Source organism: Kosakonia sp. S57 (genome assembly GCF_016516575.1).
GTDB lineage: Bacteria > Pseudomonadota > Gammaproteobacteria > Enterobacterales > Enterobacteriaceae > Kosakonia > Kosakonia cowanii.
Genome location: NZ_JACVUL010000017.1, coordinates 1 through 18,992, shown reverse-complemented (window position 1 = coordinate 18,992; position 18,992 = coordinate 1). Strand labels below are relative to the sequence as shown.

Below are 18,992 nucleotides of genomic sequence, written 5' to 3'. Positions count from 1 at the left end.
TTAAGCCAATCACGTCATCGGTTGCTGCACGGCCACATTCCGTTCCGGGCGGCGCGGAATAAATGACACCACCCAGGACACCAGCGCGGTGAGCGAGCGGAAAATCACTTTGACGGACGATGGAGCAAATTCCGCGAGATGGCGGTAGCCGCGGAAACCCAGTTTTAAAATATCCAGCAGGCTCTCCAGAGGTTTATCCTCCGGGAAGCTGTCCTGCCATAGCGCCCAGGTATCGGCGCGGGCGAAGGTACACTGCACAAAATCGATATGCTGTTTGGTGGTCAGCGGCAGCAGTTGCAGACCCACTTCATTGCCGTTGACGCGCGCTACGGTCGCCGGGAAGGCGTACTCCTGCTGGCCGCGTTTAAGCAGCAGGCTCACCTTCTGCCCTTCCAGTACCTGCGCCTGGCCGTTGATCTTGATGCCCAGACCGCCGTCAGAGAAGTCCTGCACGGTACAGGAGAAGAGATGCCCATCTTCACGGGCAATCGCCGCGGGCATGGTCATCTCCACGCGGTGCGCGCGGCGTACCTGTTTGCTCTCCACCGACACCGCCACCGCGCCGCCGAGGATCACCATGTTGTAGAAGACCCACGCGATACTGACGAAAACCGTGAGAATTTCATTTTCCGGGCCGTAGAAGTAGCGCCAGATGCCGACCGCCACGCCGAGCAGGTTGAGCAGCACGAGGAAGATATAGGGCCGCGAGATCACCCAGTCGACATACTCCTCTTCGACCAGCCCGCCTTTAGCGGTAACGTTGAACTTCCCTTTGTGCGGGTTGATCAGCGCCACCAGCGTTGGCGGTGCGATATACCACGCCAGCACCGTTTCGTAGATCTCACTCCAGAAGGAGTGACGGAACTTGCCCTGGATTTTTGAGTTGGTCAGGCTGGCGTGCACCATATGCGGCATCACGAAGAGCGCGATCATGATCGCCGGGGCATAGATGATGTAGGCATGCAGCAGCAGAAACGCCAGCGGCGCGGTCAGGAAGATAAGCCGTGGAATGCCCGACAGGAAGTGGAACATGGCGTTGACGTAGCAGAGCCGCTGGGCAAACTTCAGCCCTTTGCCCATCAACGGGTTATCGAGGCGGAAAATCTGCACCATGCCGCGCGCCCAGCGGATACGCTGGCCAATATGCGCCGAGAGGCTCTCGGTCGCCAGCCCCGCCGCTTGCGGAATACGCATATAAGCAGAGGTATTGCCGAGGCGGTGCAGACGCAGCGAGGTGTGCGCATCTTCCGTTACCGTCTCAACCGCAATGCCGCCAATCTGGTCCAGCGGCCCACGGCGGATCACCGCACAGGAGCCGCAGAAGAAGGTGGCATCCCACATATCGTTGCCATCCTGCACCAGGCCGTAAAAGAGCGTGCCTTCGTTTGGCGTTTTACGAAAACGCCCAAGGTTACGTTCAAACGGATCCGGCGAGAAGAAGTGGTGCGGCGTCTGCATCATCGCCAGCTTTTTCTCTTTCAGGAACCAGCCCATCGTCATCTGCAGGAAGGAGCGCGTCGGCACGTGGTCGCAGTCGAAAATCGACACGAACTCCCCTTTGGCATACTTGAGGGCGTTGTTGATGTTGCCCGCTTTCGCATGCTCATGGCTGGTACGGGCAATGTACTCAACGCCGACCTGTTTGGCGAACTGGCGAAACTCTTCGCGGCCGCCATCATCCAGAATCCAGACCTTGAGCTTATCTTTCGGCCAGTCGATACCCAGCGAGGCGTAAATGGTGTTTTTCACCACGTTGAGATCTTCGTTGTAGGTCGGGACAAAAATATCGACCGACGGCCAGAGCGACATATCTTTCGGCAGCGGTACCGGCTGGCGGTTAAGGGGCCAGATCACCTGGAAGTAGCCGAGCACCAGCACAATCCACGCATAGGTTTCAGCAAACAGCAGCACCAGGCCGCACACCAGGCTGACCGGGTCGTCCCAGTTGAGGGTCGAGGTGTAGCGCCACCAGATGTAGCGGCAGGAGACCGTCAGGGAGAGCACCACCAGCATCAGCACCGAGAAGCGCCCCGGAATGCGCCGCACCAGCAGCGCCACGCCCCACAGCAGAATCAAAAAGACGAATTGCGACAGCGGGTTAAAGGGCTGAGTAATACATAAAATGGCGAGCAGGAACGAGAAGACCACCACCGTGCCAAGAATAATGCGCCGCACTTTCGGGTTTATGTGCCCCAGCTCTTTTTTAGCGTCGAGATGACCGGTGCGCTGCGTCATGCGCTCCGGCAGCGTTTCAAGGAAGTTATGCCAGCGCCCGCGCAGCACGCGAAGACGGGCAAAGTGCTGGCGACGCGGCGATCTCGGCGCGCCCAGCGGGAGCGTCACCATCAGCCACAGAGTTTGAATCAGGTAGCGCGCCGGGTCGAGCGGGCGCGGACGGTCGGGATCGATATGCGGAAACCAGTGGTTCTGCTGCGCGCGCAGCTGCTGCCAGCGCGGGTGCTCCAGCGGGATAAACATCCAGGCGAGGATCGCCCAGAAACAGCCCAATGCGGCGCTAAAGCGCGGTGCGCCATGGTCGCGATAATGCTGATAGCGCGCGTTCAACCGCGCGCCCACTGGCGGAATAAGCAGCCAGGTGGCAAGGCGAATCATGCCTCACTCCCCTGTGCAGCAGGCGCGAAATGGAGCAGACACCAGTTGGCAAGCGTCAGGATCTCTTCTGCCGCCAGCGCATCGCTGCGGTACTCGCCGAGCGGCTGCTTCGACGCCAGGCACTCCGCCATCGCCTCATCGCGGTGGATCACCATCGGCATCATGCGCGGCTGGCTTTGCAGCCACACCTGCCAGAGATCGTCCTGCAACTGGCTGCCAATACGCAGATCGTTAATTAACAGATGCGCGCCGGTGGGCAGCGGCTGCTGGTGCAGGCGCACATGGCAGTTGGTATCGGGTTTGATAATGGTAAAAAGATTGTCGCAGAGATCGATAAAGTGCCGCGCCAGCGGTGATACGCCGTGCGGCAGGTCAATCAGCACCCATTGATAGTGCTGCTGGGTTGTTAACCCTTTCAGTGCGGAGGTCAGCTGTGCAGCCACCGCGTCAAGCTGCGCGGCATTCTCCCACTCGTTGGCTGCCAGGCGGCCAAACGGCAGCAGATCGAGCTGGGTGGTGTAGCGCATGCCGGCATCACGCCACTCGTTGCCGTCCAGCAGTGACCGCGCCCAGCCGGTTGGGTTCTCATACTCGACATTAAATGAGAGGCGCAGAAGGTTATCCGGGCAGGCATCAATTACCAGCACCGACTCACCTAAGAGTTGCAGTGACCAGGCCAGAGCCGCGGTGATCGAGGTCGTCCCCACGCCACCACGGATCCCCTGTAGTCCCAAGATGGTCATCCACGGGTCCTTTATTGTTGACGGGCTAATTCAGCCAGCAGCGGCCAGCGCTTAATCGCGGCGGCAAGTTGTTCGCGCTGGGAAATATCGGCATAGTCGATTTCAGGCAGGGAAAATACCCGGCTAAGCACCAAAAAATCGTTCTGGAATGTGTAACCCAGAGTCGGGTCAGATTGCGTAACGGGTTCATTTTTTTTCATGTTGGCCCGATCCCAGTTGCATATAAAATGATGTAAGAAGTCACAAGGCATCGTGCCCAAGAAAATGCGTTTACATGCTAAATCTGATGTTCTTTAATTTCAATGTTAGGTTTATTTCTCGGCTTTCGCTAGTAAACTGAGTTACAGATAAATTCGCTGCAAGAGGGACACCGTGAACCCCATATTTTCTATCGGCATCCAATCATTATGGGACGAATTGCGTCACATGCCTGTGGGCGGGGTCTGGTGGCTAAATACCGACCGTGAACAGGACGCACTGAGCCTGCTTAATCAAACCCTTGCCGCGCAGGATAAAGCGGCGAAAGTCGCGGTAGCGGGCATGGGTCACGACCTGCAAAACCTCATTAAATTAGATAAAAATCACGGCCCGGAAAAAATCGAGCTCTTCTCCATGCCAAAAGAGGAGAATAGTCTATACTTTTTCACCCGCGATTTGCTCAGCTCTATTGACCCGGACAAATATTTAGTGTTCCTGCTCTGTGCGAATAATGCCTGGCAGAATATTCCCGCCCCTAAATTACGTAAATGGTTAGAAAAAACTTACGCCTGGGCGAAATATAATAACTGCACCCTGGTGGTAATTAACCCTGGCAGCAACAACGACAAGCAATCCTCGATTCTGATGAGTGAATATCGCTCGCTTTTTGGTCTGGCGAGCCTGCGTTATCAAAATGGCATTCCGCTATATGATGTAGCGTGGTGGTGTAATGAAAAAGGCATCAGCGCTCGTCAGCAATTACTGCTCACCGAAGTTGAGGGGCAGTGGCAATTAGCCAAACAGGAAGAGGCCTCCGTTCAGCCACGCAGCGATGAAAAACGGGTTTTAAGTAATGTCGCCGTGCTGGAGGGCGCGCCGCCGCTCTCGGAACACTGGTCGGTATTTGCCACCAACGAGGCACTATTTGAAGAGGCGCGCGCCAGCCAGGCAGCGACGCTGATTTTCGTCCTCGCGCAGAATAGCCAAATCGACGGCCTCGCGCGCCAGATCCACACTCTGCGCCGCCAGCGCGGCAACAATCTCAAAATTATCGTGCGTGAAACCATCGCCAGCCTGCGCGCCACCGATGAGCGCCTGCTGCTCGGCTGCGGGGCGAATATGGTGATCCCGTGGAACGCGCCGCTGTCGCGCTGCTTAACGCTGATTGAGAGCGTACAGGGTCAGCAGTTTACGCGGCTGGTGCCGGAAGATATCTCCACCCTGCTGTCGATGACGCAACCGCTGAAGCTGCGCGGCTTCCAGCCGTGGGAGGTGTTTTGCGATGCGGTGAGCAATATGGTCAACAACACGCTGCTGCCGCCGGATGGCAAAGGGGTGCTGGTGGCGCTGCGCCCGGTGCCGGGCATTCGCGTTGAGCAGGCGCTAACGCTCTGTCGGCCAAACCGCGTCGGCGATATCGTCAGCATGAGCGACAACCGGCTGGTGCTCTTCCTGTCTTTCTGCCGGGTTAACGATCTTGATACCGCGCTGAACCACATCTTCCCGTTGCCGACGGGCGATATCTTCTCTAACCGCATGGTGTGGTTCGAAGATAACCAGATTGCCGCCGAAGTGGTGCAGATGCGCGCCCTGCCGCCGGAGCGCGCCTCAAAGCCGCTGCCTGCCACGCGTCAGGAGAAGAAGTTGATTAATGCCGAACACGATGGCACCAGCTGGCGTCGTATCCCCCAACCGCACCGGTTATTAAGCGATGTGACGGAGCCCTCCTCATGATGTCAATCAGCGATATTATTCAGCTTATCGTGCTTTGCGCGCTGATCTTCTTTCCGCTGGGCTACCTTGCGCGCCACTGGCAGCGCCCGTTACGTACCGCGCTCCGTTTAACTTTTACTAAACCCCGCTATGTAAAACCGATTGGCGTTTTACGCAGGGATCCGCACGCCAAGGCAGACCGTAAACATGACAAATAATACGATCCCCTCTTCTGCGCCGTCGCCGCTGTGGCAATACTGGCGCGGCCTTTCCGGCTGGAACTTCTACTTCCTGGTGAAGTTTGGCCTGCTGTGGGCCGGCTATCTTAATTTCCACCCGATGCTGAACCTGGTGTTTATGGCCTTTCTGCTGGTGCCGCTGCCGCGCCTGAGCCTGCATCGCCTGCGCCACTGGGTGGCAATCCCGCTCGGCTTTGCGCTCTTCTGGCACGACACCTGGCTGCCGGGGCTTGAAAGTATGATGAGCCAGGGCACGCAGGTGGCGGGCTTTAGCGCCGATTATCTGCTCGACCTGGTGACGCGCTTTATCAACTGGCAGATGATTGGCGCGGTGTTTGTGCTGCTGGTGGCGTGGCTCTTCTTGTCGCAGTGGATTCGCGTCACGGTGTTCGTGGTGGCGATCATGATCTGGCTGAACGTGCTGACCTTAACCGGCCCGGCCTTTAATCTCTGGCCCGGCGGCCAGCCGACTACCACGGTCACCACCACCGGCGGTTCGCAGGCAGCAACGGTGGCGGCTGCGGGCAATACGCCGGTAGTCGGCGATATTCCGGCGCAAACGGCCCCGCCAACCTCGGAAAACCTCAACGCATGGCTCGCCAGCTTCTATGCGGCGGAAGAGAAGCGTCAAACAACATTCCCGACGCAGCTGCCTGCCGATGCGCAGCCGTTCGATCTGCTGTTTATTAATATCTGCTCCCTGTCGTGGGCCGATATTGAAGCCGCCGGTCTGGCGTCGCACCCGCTCTGGTCGCACTTCGATATTGAGTTTAAAAACTTTAACTCGGCAACCGCCTACAGCGGCCCGGCGGCGATCCGTCTGCTGCGCGCCAGCTGCGGTCAGCCATCGCACAAGAATCTCTATCAGCAGGCGAATAATCAGTGTTATCTCTTTGATAACCTGTCGAAACTCGGCTTTACCCAGCAGCTGATGATGGATCATAACGGCGAGTTCGGCGGCTTCCTGAAAGAGGTGCGCGACAATGGCGGCATGCAGGCACCGCTGATGAACCAGGCGGGGCTGCCGCCGACGCTGCTCTCCTTTGACGGCTCGCCGATTTTTGACGATACCGCGGTGCTTAACCGCTGGATGGAGTCAGACAGCTTCAAGCAGGGCAAACCGACCGCCACCTTCTATAACCTGCTGCCGCTACATGATGGCAACCACTATCCGGGCGATCGCAAAACGGCGGATTACAAACTGCGGGCGCAGAAGCTGTTTGATGAGCTGGATGCCTTCTTTACGCAGTTGGATAAGTCCGGGCGCAAAGTGATGGTGGTGCTGGTGCCGGAGCACGGCGCGGCGTTGCAGGGGGATAAGATGCAGGTCTCTGGCCTGCGCGATATTCCAAGCCCGTCGATTACCAACGTGCCGACGGCGATTAAGTTCTTCGGCATGAAAGCGCCGCATCAGGGTGCGCCGCTGGTGATTAACCAGCCGAGCAGCTTCCTGGCGGTGTCGGAGATTGTCACCCGCGTGCTGGATGGCAAAATCTTCACCGAGGATAGCGTCGACTGGGATAAGTTGATTGGCAATCTGCCGCAAACTGCGCCGGTATCGGAGAACGCCAACGCGGTGGTGATCCAGTACCAGAACAAGCCGTACGTGCGGCTTAACGGCGGCGACTGGGTGCCCTATCCGCAGTAACACCCTTGCCTGATGGCGCTGCGCTTATCAGGCCTACGAAAACCGCTCCGGTGGTATTTGCAGGCCCGGTAAGGCGCCGCCCATCCAGACCGCACATTACGTAGGCCGGGTAAGGCAAAGCCGCCACCCGGCATCAGGCGTTAACGCTGCTGCGCCAGCCAGACCAGCATCTTCAGGCTGGCGGAATAATAATCATCCTGCGAGGTGATCTGCGGCTCGCCCGTCGGCTCGCCAAGGGTTAAATCCCGCACCGCCAGCAATCCCTCATTCATGTTGTAAGGCGCATTCTCGTTGGTCGTCACATTGACCCACGCTGGCGTCTGGTTGCGCGCAAACCCCTGCCACCAACTGCGCCACGGCGTCAACAACGGGCTCTGCGGATTGTGCCAGGCGATGTAGAGCGGCACGCGAATGGCGTCGTAACTCATGCGCGGCGGCCACTCTGTTGCCGGGCTAAAGGTACCGTCCGCCGAGAGCGACACCCAGTCGGTCGGCAGGCGCGGTTTGCCGAAGGCCATCTTGCCCACCATTTTTTGCCCGTCATCAATCAGCTGCTGCCAGATCACCCGGTGGCTGCGGTTGGCGAAATCCTGCCACGCCGGGAAGATAAAGTAGGAGGGGTTCAGCGTCACGCGGCTGTTGAGGTTAAAGCCTTTCGCCCCCGGCAGCATCACGTGATAGCCAGCAAAGGTGGTCACAGTATGTTTCAGCACCGCCTGGGTAATGGCGTCCGACGCGGCGGTGTAGGCGGGCAGATTCCAGCGCTCGCCCGCTTTCAGCAGCGCCCAGGCGATAAGAATATCGCCGTCGGTGGCATCGTTTTTATCGGCAATCGGATCGGCCTCCACCGGGTTATAGCGCCAGTAAAAGAGGCCGTTTTGCTTGTTTTGCAGCGTGGTATGCGTCCAGTGCCACATGCTATCGAACGCTGCTTTATCGTTATTGCCGACCGCCATCAGCATGGCGAAACCCTGACCTTCGGTGTGGGAGACGTTGTTATTGCCGGTATCGACAATCCGCCCGTCGGGCATTAAAAAGCGCGCTTTGTAGCTCTCCCAGGCGGTCGCGGCCTGCGACACGGTGGAAAAGAGCAGGCTGGTTAACATCACCATCGCGGCAAACAGGGGTTTAAACATAGCGAGTCTCACTCTGGGTTAGCGTAGCGAAAGAGAACATCCGAGACAGAATAGAGCGCTTCCCGGCTAAACACGAGGCGCGCATCGCCGCCCTGATCCTGCATCCAGCGGCCATAAAGCCCTTCAAGCACGGCGCAAAAGGCGTGGCACCAGCGCGTCTGCTGTGCTTCATCGCGGGCGACGGGCAGCGCGCGGTGGCGAAAAGTCATGCCGCTGTCGCTGGCTTCAATATCAATCACGCCCCAGTTGAAGACGGCAAGTCTGGTGTTGATCGCCGCTTCCAGCTCGCCGACGGTAGTTGATGCCATAAGCGGCGTCTGCACGGCCAGCGTCTCGCCCATCTGGCGCAAAAACGGCAGGCTCTGCGCTTCGCCGACGTTTTTCACCATGTTATCGACCATCACGCTAAGCAGATCAAACCAGCCCGGCGGCGTCTGCTGTTGCTGATGCCAGGCCAGTTCAGGGGTCAAGTTGGTGGTCATTATTTCTCTCCCAACATATACCGTAGCCAGAGGCCTGCGGTGCTTTCGTTATAACTGCCGAAGGTGTCGTACCCGACGTTGCCGCCCACCGACATATTTTTGTTCACGTTGTAATCGAGCCCGGCGCGGAAGTTGTAGCCAATGCCGTTTTGCGACGAGCCACGATACTGCGCCTCTTTGATAAAGCCGAGCGCCGCCAGTTGCTCCAGCATTCCCTGCGCCTGCGGGGAGGTCGGGAAGTAGTCGCTCTTATCCTGGGTGTAGGATTGATACCCCACCGCCCCGCCAAGGCGCACTCTCCAGTTATCGATCTTCTGCGTGAAGTCCACCGGCAGCGAGACGCTGACGTAGTTCTGCGGGCTGAAGTAACCGCCCTGGCCGAAGGTGAAGTAGCTGAGGTTTTTCGCGTAATCCATCCAGCTAATGCTCAGCCCGGTCTGCAACTGGCGGAAATCATCATGCAAGGGGCGTAAATAGACCCCGGCGTTAGCGTTAAGGCTGTTGTTGCTGGCCACGTTTTCGCCGAAATAGCTGTAGCCACCGCCGCCGACGTAGAACCCGGCATCGCCATCATCGTAGCTCAGCTGCGCGCTACCGCCGTTTTTGGTTACCCGTCCCCAGCGCTCGCCGGAGAACTTATCCTGCAAGCCGACGTAAGAGAGCAGGCTGTCGGTCACCGCGCGGCGTTCGCCGGTAAGGATCAGCGTCAGGTAGTTGGTCAGTTTCGGCGACCACTTCACGCCGCCCACCAGCGTGCTGAGATCTTCCCCCAGCGGCGTGGTGCCGATATCGAGCTTATAGCCCTCGCCGCTCAGCGCCATGTTCAGCTCAACGCCGTTGCCGTTCTGCGCATCGGTCGAGGCGCGGATCGGATCGTTATAATTTTTCTTGTAGGTCGACTCGCTCAGGCTCTGTAAACGGCTTGAGCCGAGCAGCGTGCTGAGGTTGTCGAAACCCTCTGCGGTAAAGGGCGATAGTTTCGCGGCGTCGGCGTAACGGGCCAGGTCGGTGAACTTATCGCTGCCGTCAGTGGCGGTTGAACTGTTCGCCGTTTTAATGGAAGTCGCCAGATTGGTCGCCGCATCCGCCAGCGGGTTACTGCCGTAGCGCCGCCAGGCATCGCCCGACGCACTGCCGGAACTGAGGGAAACCGGCGTGGCGGTCAACTCAAAGCGCGACTCGCCAAACGGCGAGCTGGACCAGGTAAGCGGCGCTTTCGCCTCCGTCAGCTTGCTGGTGCCCGTCTCGCCATCGCGCCCGCGGATCGCCACCCCGCCTTGCAACCACATGCCGGTTTTCTCGTTCATCTGCTGCATCATCTCGTCCACCTGACGCAGGGTGCGGCTTTGCGTCGTCTCGATCGGCAGATCGGTGCGTGCGGTACCCGGCAGTTGGCTGCCCGGCTCGCGCGCTGTCTGCGCCACCTGCCACGGCATAGCTTGCCCGTAAGGCGACGGAGTTTTACTGGTGGTGGTGAAGGGGTTATCCGCCAGCAGCACGCCGCCAAGGGTTGGCGTGCCGGTGCCGTTGCTCTCCTCCAGCCCGACCAGCTTGCCGCGCGCGCTGCGTAAATAGGTCATCGCCTGCTGGTGGTTGCCTTTCGCCTCCTCCAGCCGCGCCAGCAACAGCAGGCGGTCCGGCGAGTTGTCGCTGCGCAAGCCGCTGGCGAGAGTTTGCGCTTTCCCGACGTTGTTCTCTGCCAGCGCGACATCAATCGCGCCGACGCGCGCCGCCTGATCGTCGCTGTCGCGGGTCATCAGGTAGTCATAGAGCACGCCCGCCTCTTTGTTCATCTTGCCGGACTGATACAGGCGCCCCATGGCGAACATCAAATCGGTGTTCTGCGGGTCGTTTTGCAATGCGCGGATCAGCGTGTCGTACGCCGCAGCGTAGTTCCCCTGCTCGCGCAGCCTGTCGGCCTCGTTGATGACATAGCCGTTGCGTACCCCGGCAAGCTGTGCTGGCGTGCTGCGCGCCTGCATCTCGGGGCTTTCGATAAACGTCTGCGCTTCGGCGTTGAGTCCCGCCTGGTTGAGCACGGCAATCTGATCGGCATAATCCCCGGCGTTGCCCTGCACGCCCTGGCGCATATTGCCGCGCACCAGCGCCACCGCCGAGGTGAGATCGCCGCTGCGCGCCAGCATACGCGCCAGTTTCCCGGCATCGACCGGGCTTACGGGCGAGGTTTGCGCCAGCGCTTTGAGTGTGTTGGCGGCAGCGGTCATATTGCCCTGCGCCAGATAGCGCTCGGCGGTGACCATCTGTAAGTTGTAATTGGCCCGCTGCGCCAGCTCGCGCATCTGTGTCGTCTGGCTGGCTGGCGAAATGCGCCCCAGCAAGGCGCTGGCCTGCTGCCAGCCGCCCTGCTCACTGGCGAACAGCGCAGCGGCATAGAGCGCGCTGGCCCCCGCCCCCTGACGCTGCGCGGGCAGCATCACATTCGCCGCCTCATTCTCCTGCCCGGCCTGCACCAGCAGACGCGCCAGATCGAGACGCAGCCAGCCATCATCCGGTAAGCGCGCCACGCCCTGGCGCAGCACGGCAATCGCCTGTGCACGGTTACTGCTGGCCGCCAGCTGTTGCGCTTCGCGGCGCAGCGGATCGCCCGGCGTGCCGCTTACCGTGCGCGGTTGCAGCTTCGCCTGTAGCGCGGCGGGCAAGGTGCGCAGAATAGTTTGCGCCTCGGCGGTTTTGTTCTGCTCACGCAGCACGTAGTAGAGGTTTTCCCGCGCCGGAGCGTTTTGCGGCTCGCTATTGAGCACGCCGCGCAGCGCCTGCTCCGCCTGCGGGTAATCTTTGTTCTGGCGCAGAACATCGGCGCGAAACAGCTTCGCCGCGGTGCCGCGATCGCCGTTCTGCTCCGCCAGCGGCGCGGAGATCGCCAGCGCCTGGCTGAGGTTCCCCTCTTTCAGCGCCTGCTGCGCCTGTGCCAGCTGGCCATAAAAGGCGGCATCTTCCGCCTGCACCTGACGCTCGTCGGAGGCCTCGCCGCCCTGGCTTGCCGCCCGGCTCAGATACTGCGCCGCCGCCTGGTAATCACCGTTGCGCTGGGCGATATAGCCCATGCCCGCCAGCGCGTCGGCATCCTGCGGGTTGGTTTGCAGCACCTGGGCAAACTGGCGCTTCGCCGCGCTGCTGTCGCCGCTGTTGAGCGCCTCAAAGCCTGCGCCCTTCGCCCGCCCGCCGATGCTTTTGCGATACCACGCCTGCATTTCGCTGTCGTCCGGATGACGCTGCAACCAGGTGTCGTAGAAACGCTCATCGCCTGCCTGCGGCGCGAGCCACAGCAGCGCCTGACGCAGCCCCTCATCGGCCTCTTTGCTGCCGCCCGCCATTGGCTCCAGCGCCAGCATCCCTTCGCGCCGCGTCGCCTCCTGCCAGGTGAGCAGTTTGCCGAGCGCAATGCGCGCGGCGTTATCCTGCGGATGTTGCTCAACCAGCGCACGCAGCTGTGCCAGCGCCTGCGGGTAGAGGCTTTTGTCGCTCGCCATGGTGAGGTAATACTCCGGTGCCAGGCTCTGCGGCGGCGTATCGCCGTTAAACAGGCCGTGCCAGGTCTCCAGCGCCGCCGGAATATTGCCGCTGCGTGCCTGCTGGCGAGCGAGAGTTAACTGCCCCTGCGGCACCTGCGCCAGCGCGTTGGCGTTATCGAGTGCTTGCAGGCTGCCATCGGCCGGAGCGGTTTGCACCAGCCGCGCGCGCCACTGCGCAGCGCTTTTCAGATCGCCATTTTGCTGCGCCCACAGCGCCAGTAGGTAGAGCGCCTGCGTATTGTTGGCATCGACCATCAACACCTTTTGCAGCGACGCCGTCGCCAGATCGTCGTGGGATTTTTCATGCCAGTAGTTGGCCTGATCAAACAGCGCTTTTAGCGCCGCCGGGTTAGGCGCGGCCTGCGCCTGGCCGAGCGCCGCGAAGCTGAGCGCGCCGGAGAGGCAAAATAACGCGGTGACCTTTTTCATTTCTGCTTCTCCGGGTTGAGTCGTTTACGCTCGCGCTGTTTCAGGATGCGGTAGAGCAGCCCGCCCACCAGCGCGCCCAGCAGCAAGCCGAGCAGCGCCAGCAGCGCCGAGTGCTGGTTGGCATACCAGATAATCATCATCTGCGGCGGCATTTCGCCGCTCGGGAACTGCTCGCCGACGCGGAAACTGCGCACGCCGTTCTCATCGGTGATGATTGCCGCATCGCCGCGAATCCCGGCGTTGATGGTCGCCGAAGAGAGATCGTCATGCAGTTGCGCCAGCTGGGCGTCACTGCTGCCGAGCGCCAGCACCACCAGCCGTTTGCTGCTCCACGGCGAACGGAAGCTGACAAAACCGCGCCACGCTTCGTTGGAAGAGAAGTAGCGATCCGCCTCCAGCCCGTCGGCGGCCCAGTCGCCGGTCATCCAGCGCTGCGCCTTCTGCCATGCGCTGGGTTTACGCACGCCGAGCGTGCTGTCATGGGCGGTGAAGGGTGAGTCCGCGAGCAGCGCGCGGTTAAACTCATGCTGATCCATGCCGCTGATCGCCAGCACATCGCGCTTCTCCAGCAGCTCGCGTGCCTCGTCGCCGGACGGCATGCCGAGCAGCACGCGATTGTGGGTTAATGCCGTGCCGGTGGCGTTACCGGCGCGCGCCGCCATATCCAGCAGCGTCGCCAGTTGCGTTTCGCTCGGCGCGGGCGGCAGCATCAGCACCGTTTCGGCGTAATCCGCCAGCCGGGTGAAGGGGAATGAGGCACCGACGAAGTAGGAGAGATTGGGCAGCAGCGCGAAGTGGCGCGTATGGCTGAGATCGATCCACGAATGCTCGTCGATGCGGCTCTTGATGTTGTTATTCAGCAAGGTGCTGCACGGCGCATCCGCCTTCGGCACGATATTGAAGTAGAGGGAGAGCTGGTTATCGCCATAAATCATGTAGGGCTCAAGCGGCATATCAAACTGTTCCTGGCGGGCATCACCGCCGAGCTTATGCCACAGCCCCTCCAGCGCGCCCTGCTTATTCACCGGCAGGTTGTGCAGGAAGGTGTTGTTGAGCGTCATGCTCAGCCACGAGCGCTCTTCATCGATCCAGTTTTCGGTCGGGAAGCGGTAACCGATATGCAGCGGAATGGTCTCGCCGTCCCACAAAAAGAGATCCGGCGCGGCGCGAAACGCAACCTGTAACGACGGGTGCCAGATGCCGGTGGCGGTGAGGCTTTGATCCTTGCGGATCAGCTCTGAGAGCATTACCGGACGATCGGTGGCGATCCAGCGCGGCGCATCATAGGGTTGGCTCAATGGCAGCGTCTGCGCGGCGACTTCTGTGGCAGCCGTTTGCGCATTGAACTCGCCGCGCGTCAGGCGCCAGGCCGCCGCCCGCAGCGCCTCATCATCTTTGCCCACCACCAGCAGCAGCTTATAGACCGGGTTGGCCGGGTTATCGATGATCTTCAGCAGTGGCTGTTGGCTCTGCGGCAGCGTCAGGCCGCCGATCTGCTCGCCAGGGTGACCAATCAGAATGCCGTTCTTCTCTGGCAGCCTGTCGTGGTACGCAGCAAAGGCGACGCCGCGATAATCGGCCTGAATGCCTAACCATGAGGCGATCAGCGCGCCGGCGCTAAGGGCATCAGGACTCAGTTTCGCGGAAAAAGCGATGGCGATGGCGGCGGGCGTCATCTGCATGCTGTCGAAAAAGGGGCGCGGGAAGTGGCTGAGATCGGCCCCAATATCGAGCTGCTGCCCCTCCAGCTCAAAGCGCGAGTCCGGCAGAATGGTCACATACCTTTTGGTGTCGGCATCGCGCTGGCACTGCGCGGCATCACCGCCGTTGATTTTAAAACTGAGGTTATTGCTGGAGACCATCAGCGCCGCTGGCACATCGAGCTGGTAGCGGGCGGTATCGCCTTCGACGGCGCTCAGCGGCACGGTGCCGAGCGGTTGCCCGTTAAGCATCAGTTGCAGCGTGGCGTTCGCCGCCGCCAGCGCCGGGGAGATTTTCAGGTTCAGCGCCAGCCGCGCGTTAGTGACTACCTGATCGACCGGCAGGGTGAAATCGACGCCGCCCTGGAACTGGCCGCCGCTGAGCGTCAGGCCCTGCGGCTGGCCCATCTGCGCCAGCGACACGCTTTCGACGCGCGAGGGGGCAAAGGCGGAAACCGCGGGCAGCAGCGCGTCAACGGGCGTCGGCTCGCTGTGTAGCGGCGCGGTGACCAGCGCGCTCGCCAGCAGGGTGAGTAAGGTGAGACGTTTCATACCCGGCTCTCCTCCTGCGCCACGTTCGCCGCTTTTTCACGGCGCAGGCGGCGGTTTTCGCGCCGCGAACGCCAGGTGAGCCAGAAGAGGTCAAAGACGCAGCGCACAATGGTCAACATCGAGCGGAACGGGTTGTCCTGCGGCTTCGGCGGGTGGATCCACGCATCGGCACGCGCCAGCACCACGCGCACCAGCTCGCGGCGGCGCGCCAGCGGAATATCATTAAACTTCAAGCGGATGGCATTCTCATCGCTGGCGACGGTCTGCACCGGCAGAGCAATCGCCCCGGAGTGCAGCAGCAGTTCGATCTCCTCGATCTCATCCTTTAAGTGACGATCGTCCGGGGCGACGATGCGGCAACCGCCCATCGACAGATCCGCCGTCTGGCTGCGGGAGACAATGCCGCTGGCGTAGTGGATCAGCACCGGGATTTCGACCTCAATACGGATAGTTTTACGGGTTTGCCGCGTTTCGCGCGCTACCGCAATCGCCGCCAGCAGGAAGATAAGGCTGTATAACCCCCAGCCGACGTTAAGGGCAATGACGCGCGGATCGACGCCGAAGTAGTCGTGGGCGCAGGCGCGGACAATCCCGGCGATCACCCCTGCGCCAAGCAGCAGAGCGATAATCAGGTGCGGACGCACCACGCTGAAGTCGAAGTAGCCGACGTTAAGCAGACCGCCTTTGTCGGTGACGTTGAATTTGCCGCGTTTCGGAAACAGCATGGTGACCGCCGTCGGCAGCACAATGTGGAAGGCGAGCACGAGGTCGTAAATCTCGCCCCAGAAGCTGTAGCGAAAGCGCCCATTCAGCCGCGAGTTAACATACACCGCGAGAAAGAGGTGCGGCAGCGCGTAGGCGAAAATCAGGCTCGCCGAGGAGTGAATGATGTTGAGGTTAAAGAGCAAGTAGGCCAGCGGCGCGGTTAAGAAGGCGATGCGCGGCAGGGCAAACTGGTAATAGAGCATCGCACTCAGGTAGCAGAGCCGCTGTTGCAGCGTCAGCCCGCGCCCGAACAACGGGTTGTCGAGACGGAAGATCTGCGTCATGCCGCGCGCCCAGCGGGTACGCTGAATAACATGCAGCACCAGCCGCTCCGTCGCCAGCCCCGCCGCCAGCGGGATATCAATAAACGCCGAGCCCCAGCCAAGACGCTGCAACTTGAGCGCGGTGTGGGCATCTTCGGTCACGGTTTCGACCGCAAAGCCGCCAATCTGATCGAGGGCGCTGCGGCGAATCACGGCGCAGGAGCCGCAGAAGAAGGTGGCGTTCCAGTTGTCATTCCCCTGCTGGATTGGGCCATAGAAGAGTGCCCCTTCGTTGGGAATATTGCGCCCGACCGAAAGATTACGCTCGAACGGATCCGGCGAGTAGAAGTAGTGCGGCGTCTGCACCAGCGCCAGTTTCGGATCTTGCAGGAAACCACCGACGGTGGCCTGTAAAAAGATGCGCGTCGCCACGTGGTCGCAGTCAAACACACAAATTAACTCGCCGTGGGTCAGCTTCATCGCATGGTTGAGGTTGCCCGCTTTCGCATGGGCATTGTCATTGCGCGTGATGTAGCCGACGCCGACATCGGCGGCAAATACCGCGAACTCGCTGCGTTTGCCATCATCGAGCAGGTAGATCTTCAGTTTATCGCGCGGGTAGTCGAGGCACTGCGCCGCCAGCACCGTGTCGCGCACCACCTCCAGCGGCTCGTTGTAGGAGGGGATATAGACATCGACCGTCGGCCACAGGCTGGTGTCATCCGGCAGCGGCACAATGTCGCGCTTCAGCGGCCAGGCGGTTTGCAGGTAGCTGAGCAGCAGCATCACCCAGACATAGACTTCGGCCAGAAACAGCCCCATGCCGAGCAGCGTTTCAATTTCTGAGTTGAAGTGCAGCGTCTGGGCCAGACGAAAGTACATGTAGCGGGTGGAGAGCAGTACCGACATCGCCACCATTACCAGCGAAACGCTGCGCTTTTTACTGAGAGTCCCGGCGATAAACAGCGCGCCGATGCTGATGAGACCAAAAATGTACTGCTTCTGGCTGTCCATCGGCGTGATGATCACCAACAGGGCGAGCGGCAGCATAACCAGCGCCAGCAGGAGAGAGAGGATTTTTTTCATAGTTGTCCTGACGCTTAGAGCCCCGACATGCGCGGCGAGCTGTGCAGCGTGCCGTCGCCGATGTTGACGCCCAGCATGCCAGCGGCGCGTTTGGCGATAAGCTCAATATCAAATGCCGCAGCCGAAGCCGGGCTGAAGTCGAACACCGACTGCTGTGAAGCATTGGCTTCCACCACGCTTTCGTCGCGGTGCAACACGCCGAGTAACTGGTTGCCGAGGCGCTGCTCCATAAACGCGGTGACATCACGGCTGATTTGGCGGCGGTTATCGCTCTGGTTGAGCACCACAAAGTGGCCCGCTTTCTGGTTCAGCACGTCTCCGGTGAGGCGGTGGTTTTCAATCTGCGGCAGCAGTGAGAGCGAGGCGCTGTCCGCCAGCAACGGAATCAGATGTAAATCGGCCTGCCGCGACAGGGCGGTTAATGCCGCCGAAGGGCCTGTCGGGAAGTCGGCGACAATAATCAGCCCCGGGTAGTTAAGCAGCGTGTTCAGCCCGCGGGTGAGGAAGTGTTCGTCATGGGTGAGGCGCTCCTCAAAGTCGCGGCGCTGTGCGTCGGTGGCGTCGCCATAGGGCAGAACAAAAATATTGCCGCCAGCGGTGAGGACAAACTGGCTCCAGTCGGAGGCATCCGCAGCGCGGGCGACATAGCCGCGCGTGTCGGAGAGCGGCACGCCGAAGTGCAGGCGCAGGCTGTTTTGCACATCGAAATCGAGCGCCAGCACTTTGCTACCGTTGCGGGCCAGCGCATAGGCGAGGTTCGCCGCGAGGGTCGTTTTCCCTGTCCCACCTTTCGGCGAGCAGACACAAATCAGCGGCATGCGGCAATCCTTTCTAGCAACGGTTGTAGAGGCTGGTTTTTCTGGCTGCGCGGTTTAGTTTGCGCGGGCTTCGCGGCAAACAGCTGCTCGTAATGAATGCTGGCCTCACGCTGCGGCGGCGCGGCCGGGCGCTGTGCTGGCGCGCTTTCGGGTTGGCTGGCGATCGCGGTGTCGCGGATTGGCGAGGGGGTCATTTGTGCTTCAGAAGCGAAGCGCTCGATATCAACAGGTTGTGGAACAGAAGAGGCAACATGCCCACCCAGCGCCAGCCCGGCATTTTCATCAGCGGGCGCGAGCTGGTTGAGGATCGCCCAGTTACCCTGGTCGGCGGCAAGGGATTGGGTAGAGAGGTCTTTGAAGGCGTGATGCTGTTTGCCGCTCTTCTCCCTGAATCTCTGCAAATCATCATAATGCTTCATGGTTGAATCCGTGATTTACGCAATAAACGAGTACTCCCCACCAGCAGGAGAGGCTCTTCTGCCACGCGTAGGGTGATGAATGTGTTTTTATTGGCGGTGCTTTTTATGAGGGTACAGGTGAATGAAACGGCGATGACCTGCGGCCTGCGGTTGCGCTAGTAATTTTAGTGATGCTAATTCGCGCTTTAACTGGCACTAAATATATAAACAATGCTGCTGTTTGCATCTTTTTTTTTAGGCACGAAGAGGGACGACAGCGTTAATCGCTGACAATAAATAGACGGGCGATATTTATACGAACACCAAAGGTAAATTAGTTTATTTAAGCAGCGCTTATTGGCGAGAAAAGAGCATAAACAGAATAATGCAGCACGAAGAGCCTCTGAAACCGCGTAGGCCTGATAAGCGAAGCGCCATCAGGCATTTTCTCCGCCGCACCATTGCCGGATGGCGGCTACGCCTTATCCGGCCTACAAAAACCGCGACAACCCGTATCACATCCCCCGGCATTGATTGCCGGATGGCGGCTACGCCTTATCCGGCCTACAAAAACGAGCCTAAAGCGACACATTCATTTGATTTAATCTCGGTCTTACAGCGAGGGGTTGTGTCCCCGCTGAAATCGGCGAACCGAAGCGGGAATGACAAGGTCTGG

At 60.1% G+C, this 18,992-nt stretch carries 13 protein-coding genes; 3 read left to right on the top strand and 10 right to left on the bottom strand.

Annotated features, from left to right (window positions below):
• Positions 1-9 precede the first annotated feature (9 nt).
• From bcsA (IAE48_RS16410) to bcsR, 3 genes are read right to left on the bottom strand one after another with little or no spacing between them, the layout of a single operon-like run.
• Complete coding sequence (gene bcsA, locus IAE48_RS16410; RefSeq protein WP_200135003.1) at positions 10-2,613, bottom strand: UDP-forming cellulose synthase catalytic subunit; 2,604 nt, start codon at positions 2,611-2,613, stop codon at positions 10-12.
• Positions 2,610-3,356: a cellulose biosynthesis protein BcsQ gene (gene bcsQ, locus IAE48_RS16405; RefSeq protein WP_200135002.1), complete on the bottom strand. Its 747-nt coding sequence runs from the start codon at positions 3,354-3,356 to the stop codon at positions 2,610-2,612. The genes bcsA (IAE48_RS16410) and bcsQ (IAE48_RS16405) overlap by 4 nt, the downstream gene beginning before the upstream one ends.
• Positions 3,357-3,367: 11 nt before the next feature.
• Positions 3,368-3,556 carry a cellulose biosynthesis protein BcsR gene (gene bcsR / locus IAE48_RS16400; RefSeq protein ID WP_023482010.1) on the bottom strand — a complete coding sequence of 63 codons (189 nt, stop codon included), beginning with the start codon at positions 3,554-3,556 and terminating at the stop codon, positions 3,368-3,370.
• 172 nt (positions 3,557-3,728) lie between these two features.
• Between bcsR and bcsE the strand changes: the two genes are divergently transcribed.
• Genes bcsE through bcsG form a run of 3 tightly spaced genes read left to right on the top strand, consistent with a single transcriptional unit; the run spans position 3,729 to position 7,154 of the window.
• Complete coding sequence (gene bcsE, locus IAE48_RS16395) at positions 3,729-5,288, top strand: cellulose biosynthesis c-di-GMP-binding protein BcsE (protein ID WP_200135001.1); 1,560 nt, start codon at positions 3,729-3,731, stop codon at positions 5,286-5,288.
• Complete coding sequence (gene bcsF, locus IAE48_RS16390; RefSeq protein ID WP_023482035.1) at positions 5,285-5,485, top strand: cellulose biosynthesis protein BcsF; 201 nt, start codon at positions 5,285-5,287, stop codon at positions 5,483-5,485. The genes bcsE and bcsF overlap by 4 nt, the downstream gene beginning before the upstream one ends.
• Positions 5,475-7,154, top strand: coding sequence for a cellulose biosynthesis protein BcsG (gene bcsG, locus IAE48_RS16385; RefSeq protein WP_054802683.1), 1,680 nt, complete (start codon positions 5,475-5,477; stop codon positions 7,152-7,154). The genes bcsF and bcsG overlap by 11 nt, the downstream gene beginning before the upstream one ends.
• Before the next feature lie 140 nt (positions 7,155-7,294).
• On the opposite strand, the gene IAE48_RS16380 is transcribed toward bcsG, so the two are convergent.
• Genes IAE48_RS16380 through bcsO form a run of 7 tightly spaced genes read right to left on the bottom strand, consistent with a single transcriptional unit; the run spans position 7,295 to position 18,337 of the window.
• Positions 7,295-8,290, bottom strand: a complete 996-nt coding sequence (locus IAE48_RS16380) for a glycosyl hydrolase family 8 (protein WP_200135000.1) — start codon at positions 8,288-8,290, stop codon at positions 7,295-7,297.
• An 8-nt stretch (positions 8,291-8,298) separates the two neighbouring features.
• Positions 8,299-8,775: a cellulose biosynthesis protein BcsD gene (gene bcsD, locus IAE48_RS16375; RefSeq protein ID WP_370569035.1), complete on the bottom strand. Its 477-nt coding sequence runs from the start codon at positions 8,773-8,775 to the stop codon at positions 8,299-8,301.
• A complete protein-coding gene (locus IAE48_RS16370; protein WP_200134998.1) occupies positions 8,772-12,734 on the bottom strand; it encodes a cellulose biosynthesis protein BcsC in 3,963 nt (1,320 codons plus the stop codon). The genes bcsD and IAE48_RS16370 overlap by 4 nt, the downstream gene beginning before the upstream one ends.
• A complete protein-coding gene (gene bcsB / locus IAE48_RS16365) occupies positions 12,731-14,986 on the bottom strand; it encodes a cellulose biosynthesis cyclic di-GMP-binding regulatory protein BcsB (protein WP_200134997.1) in 2,256 nt (751 codons plus the stop codon). The genes IAE48_RS16370 and bcsB overlap by 4 nt, the downstream gene beginning before the upstream one ends.
• Positions 14,983-17,100 carry a UDP-forming cellulose synthase catalytic subunit gene (bcsA, locus tag IAE48_RS16360; RefSeq protein ID WP_200134996.1) on the bottom strand — a complete coding sequence of 706 codons (2,118 nt, stop codon included), beginning with the start codon at positions 17,098-17,100 and terminating at the stop codon, positions 14,983-14,985. Before bcsA (IAE48_RS16360) ends, bcsB begins: the two co-directional genes overlap by 4 nt.
• A 14-nt stretch (positions 17,101-17,114) precedes the next feature.
• Positions 17,115-17,918 carry a cellulose biosynthesis protein BcsQ gene (gene bcsQ, locus IAE48_RS16355; protein WP_094422541.1) on the bottom strand — a complete coding sequence of 268 codons (804 nt, stop codon included), beginning with the start codon at positions 17,916-17,918 and terminating at the stop codon, positions 17,115-17,117.
• Positions 17,909-18,337: a cellulose biosynthesis protein BcsO gene (gene bcsO / locus IAE48_RS16350; RefSeq protein ID WP_200134995.1), complete on the bottom strand. Its 429-nt coding sequence runs from the start codon at positions 18,335-18,337 to the stop codon at positions 17,909-17,911. Before bcsO ends, bcsQ (IAE48_RS16355) begins: the two co-directional genes overlap by 10 nt.
• Between the last annotated feature and the right edge of the window lie 655 nt (positions 18,338-18,992).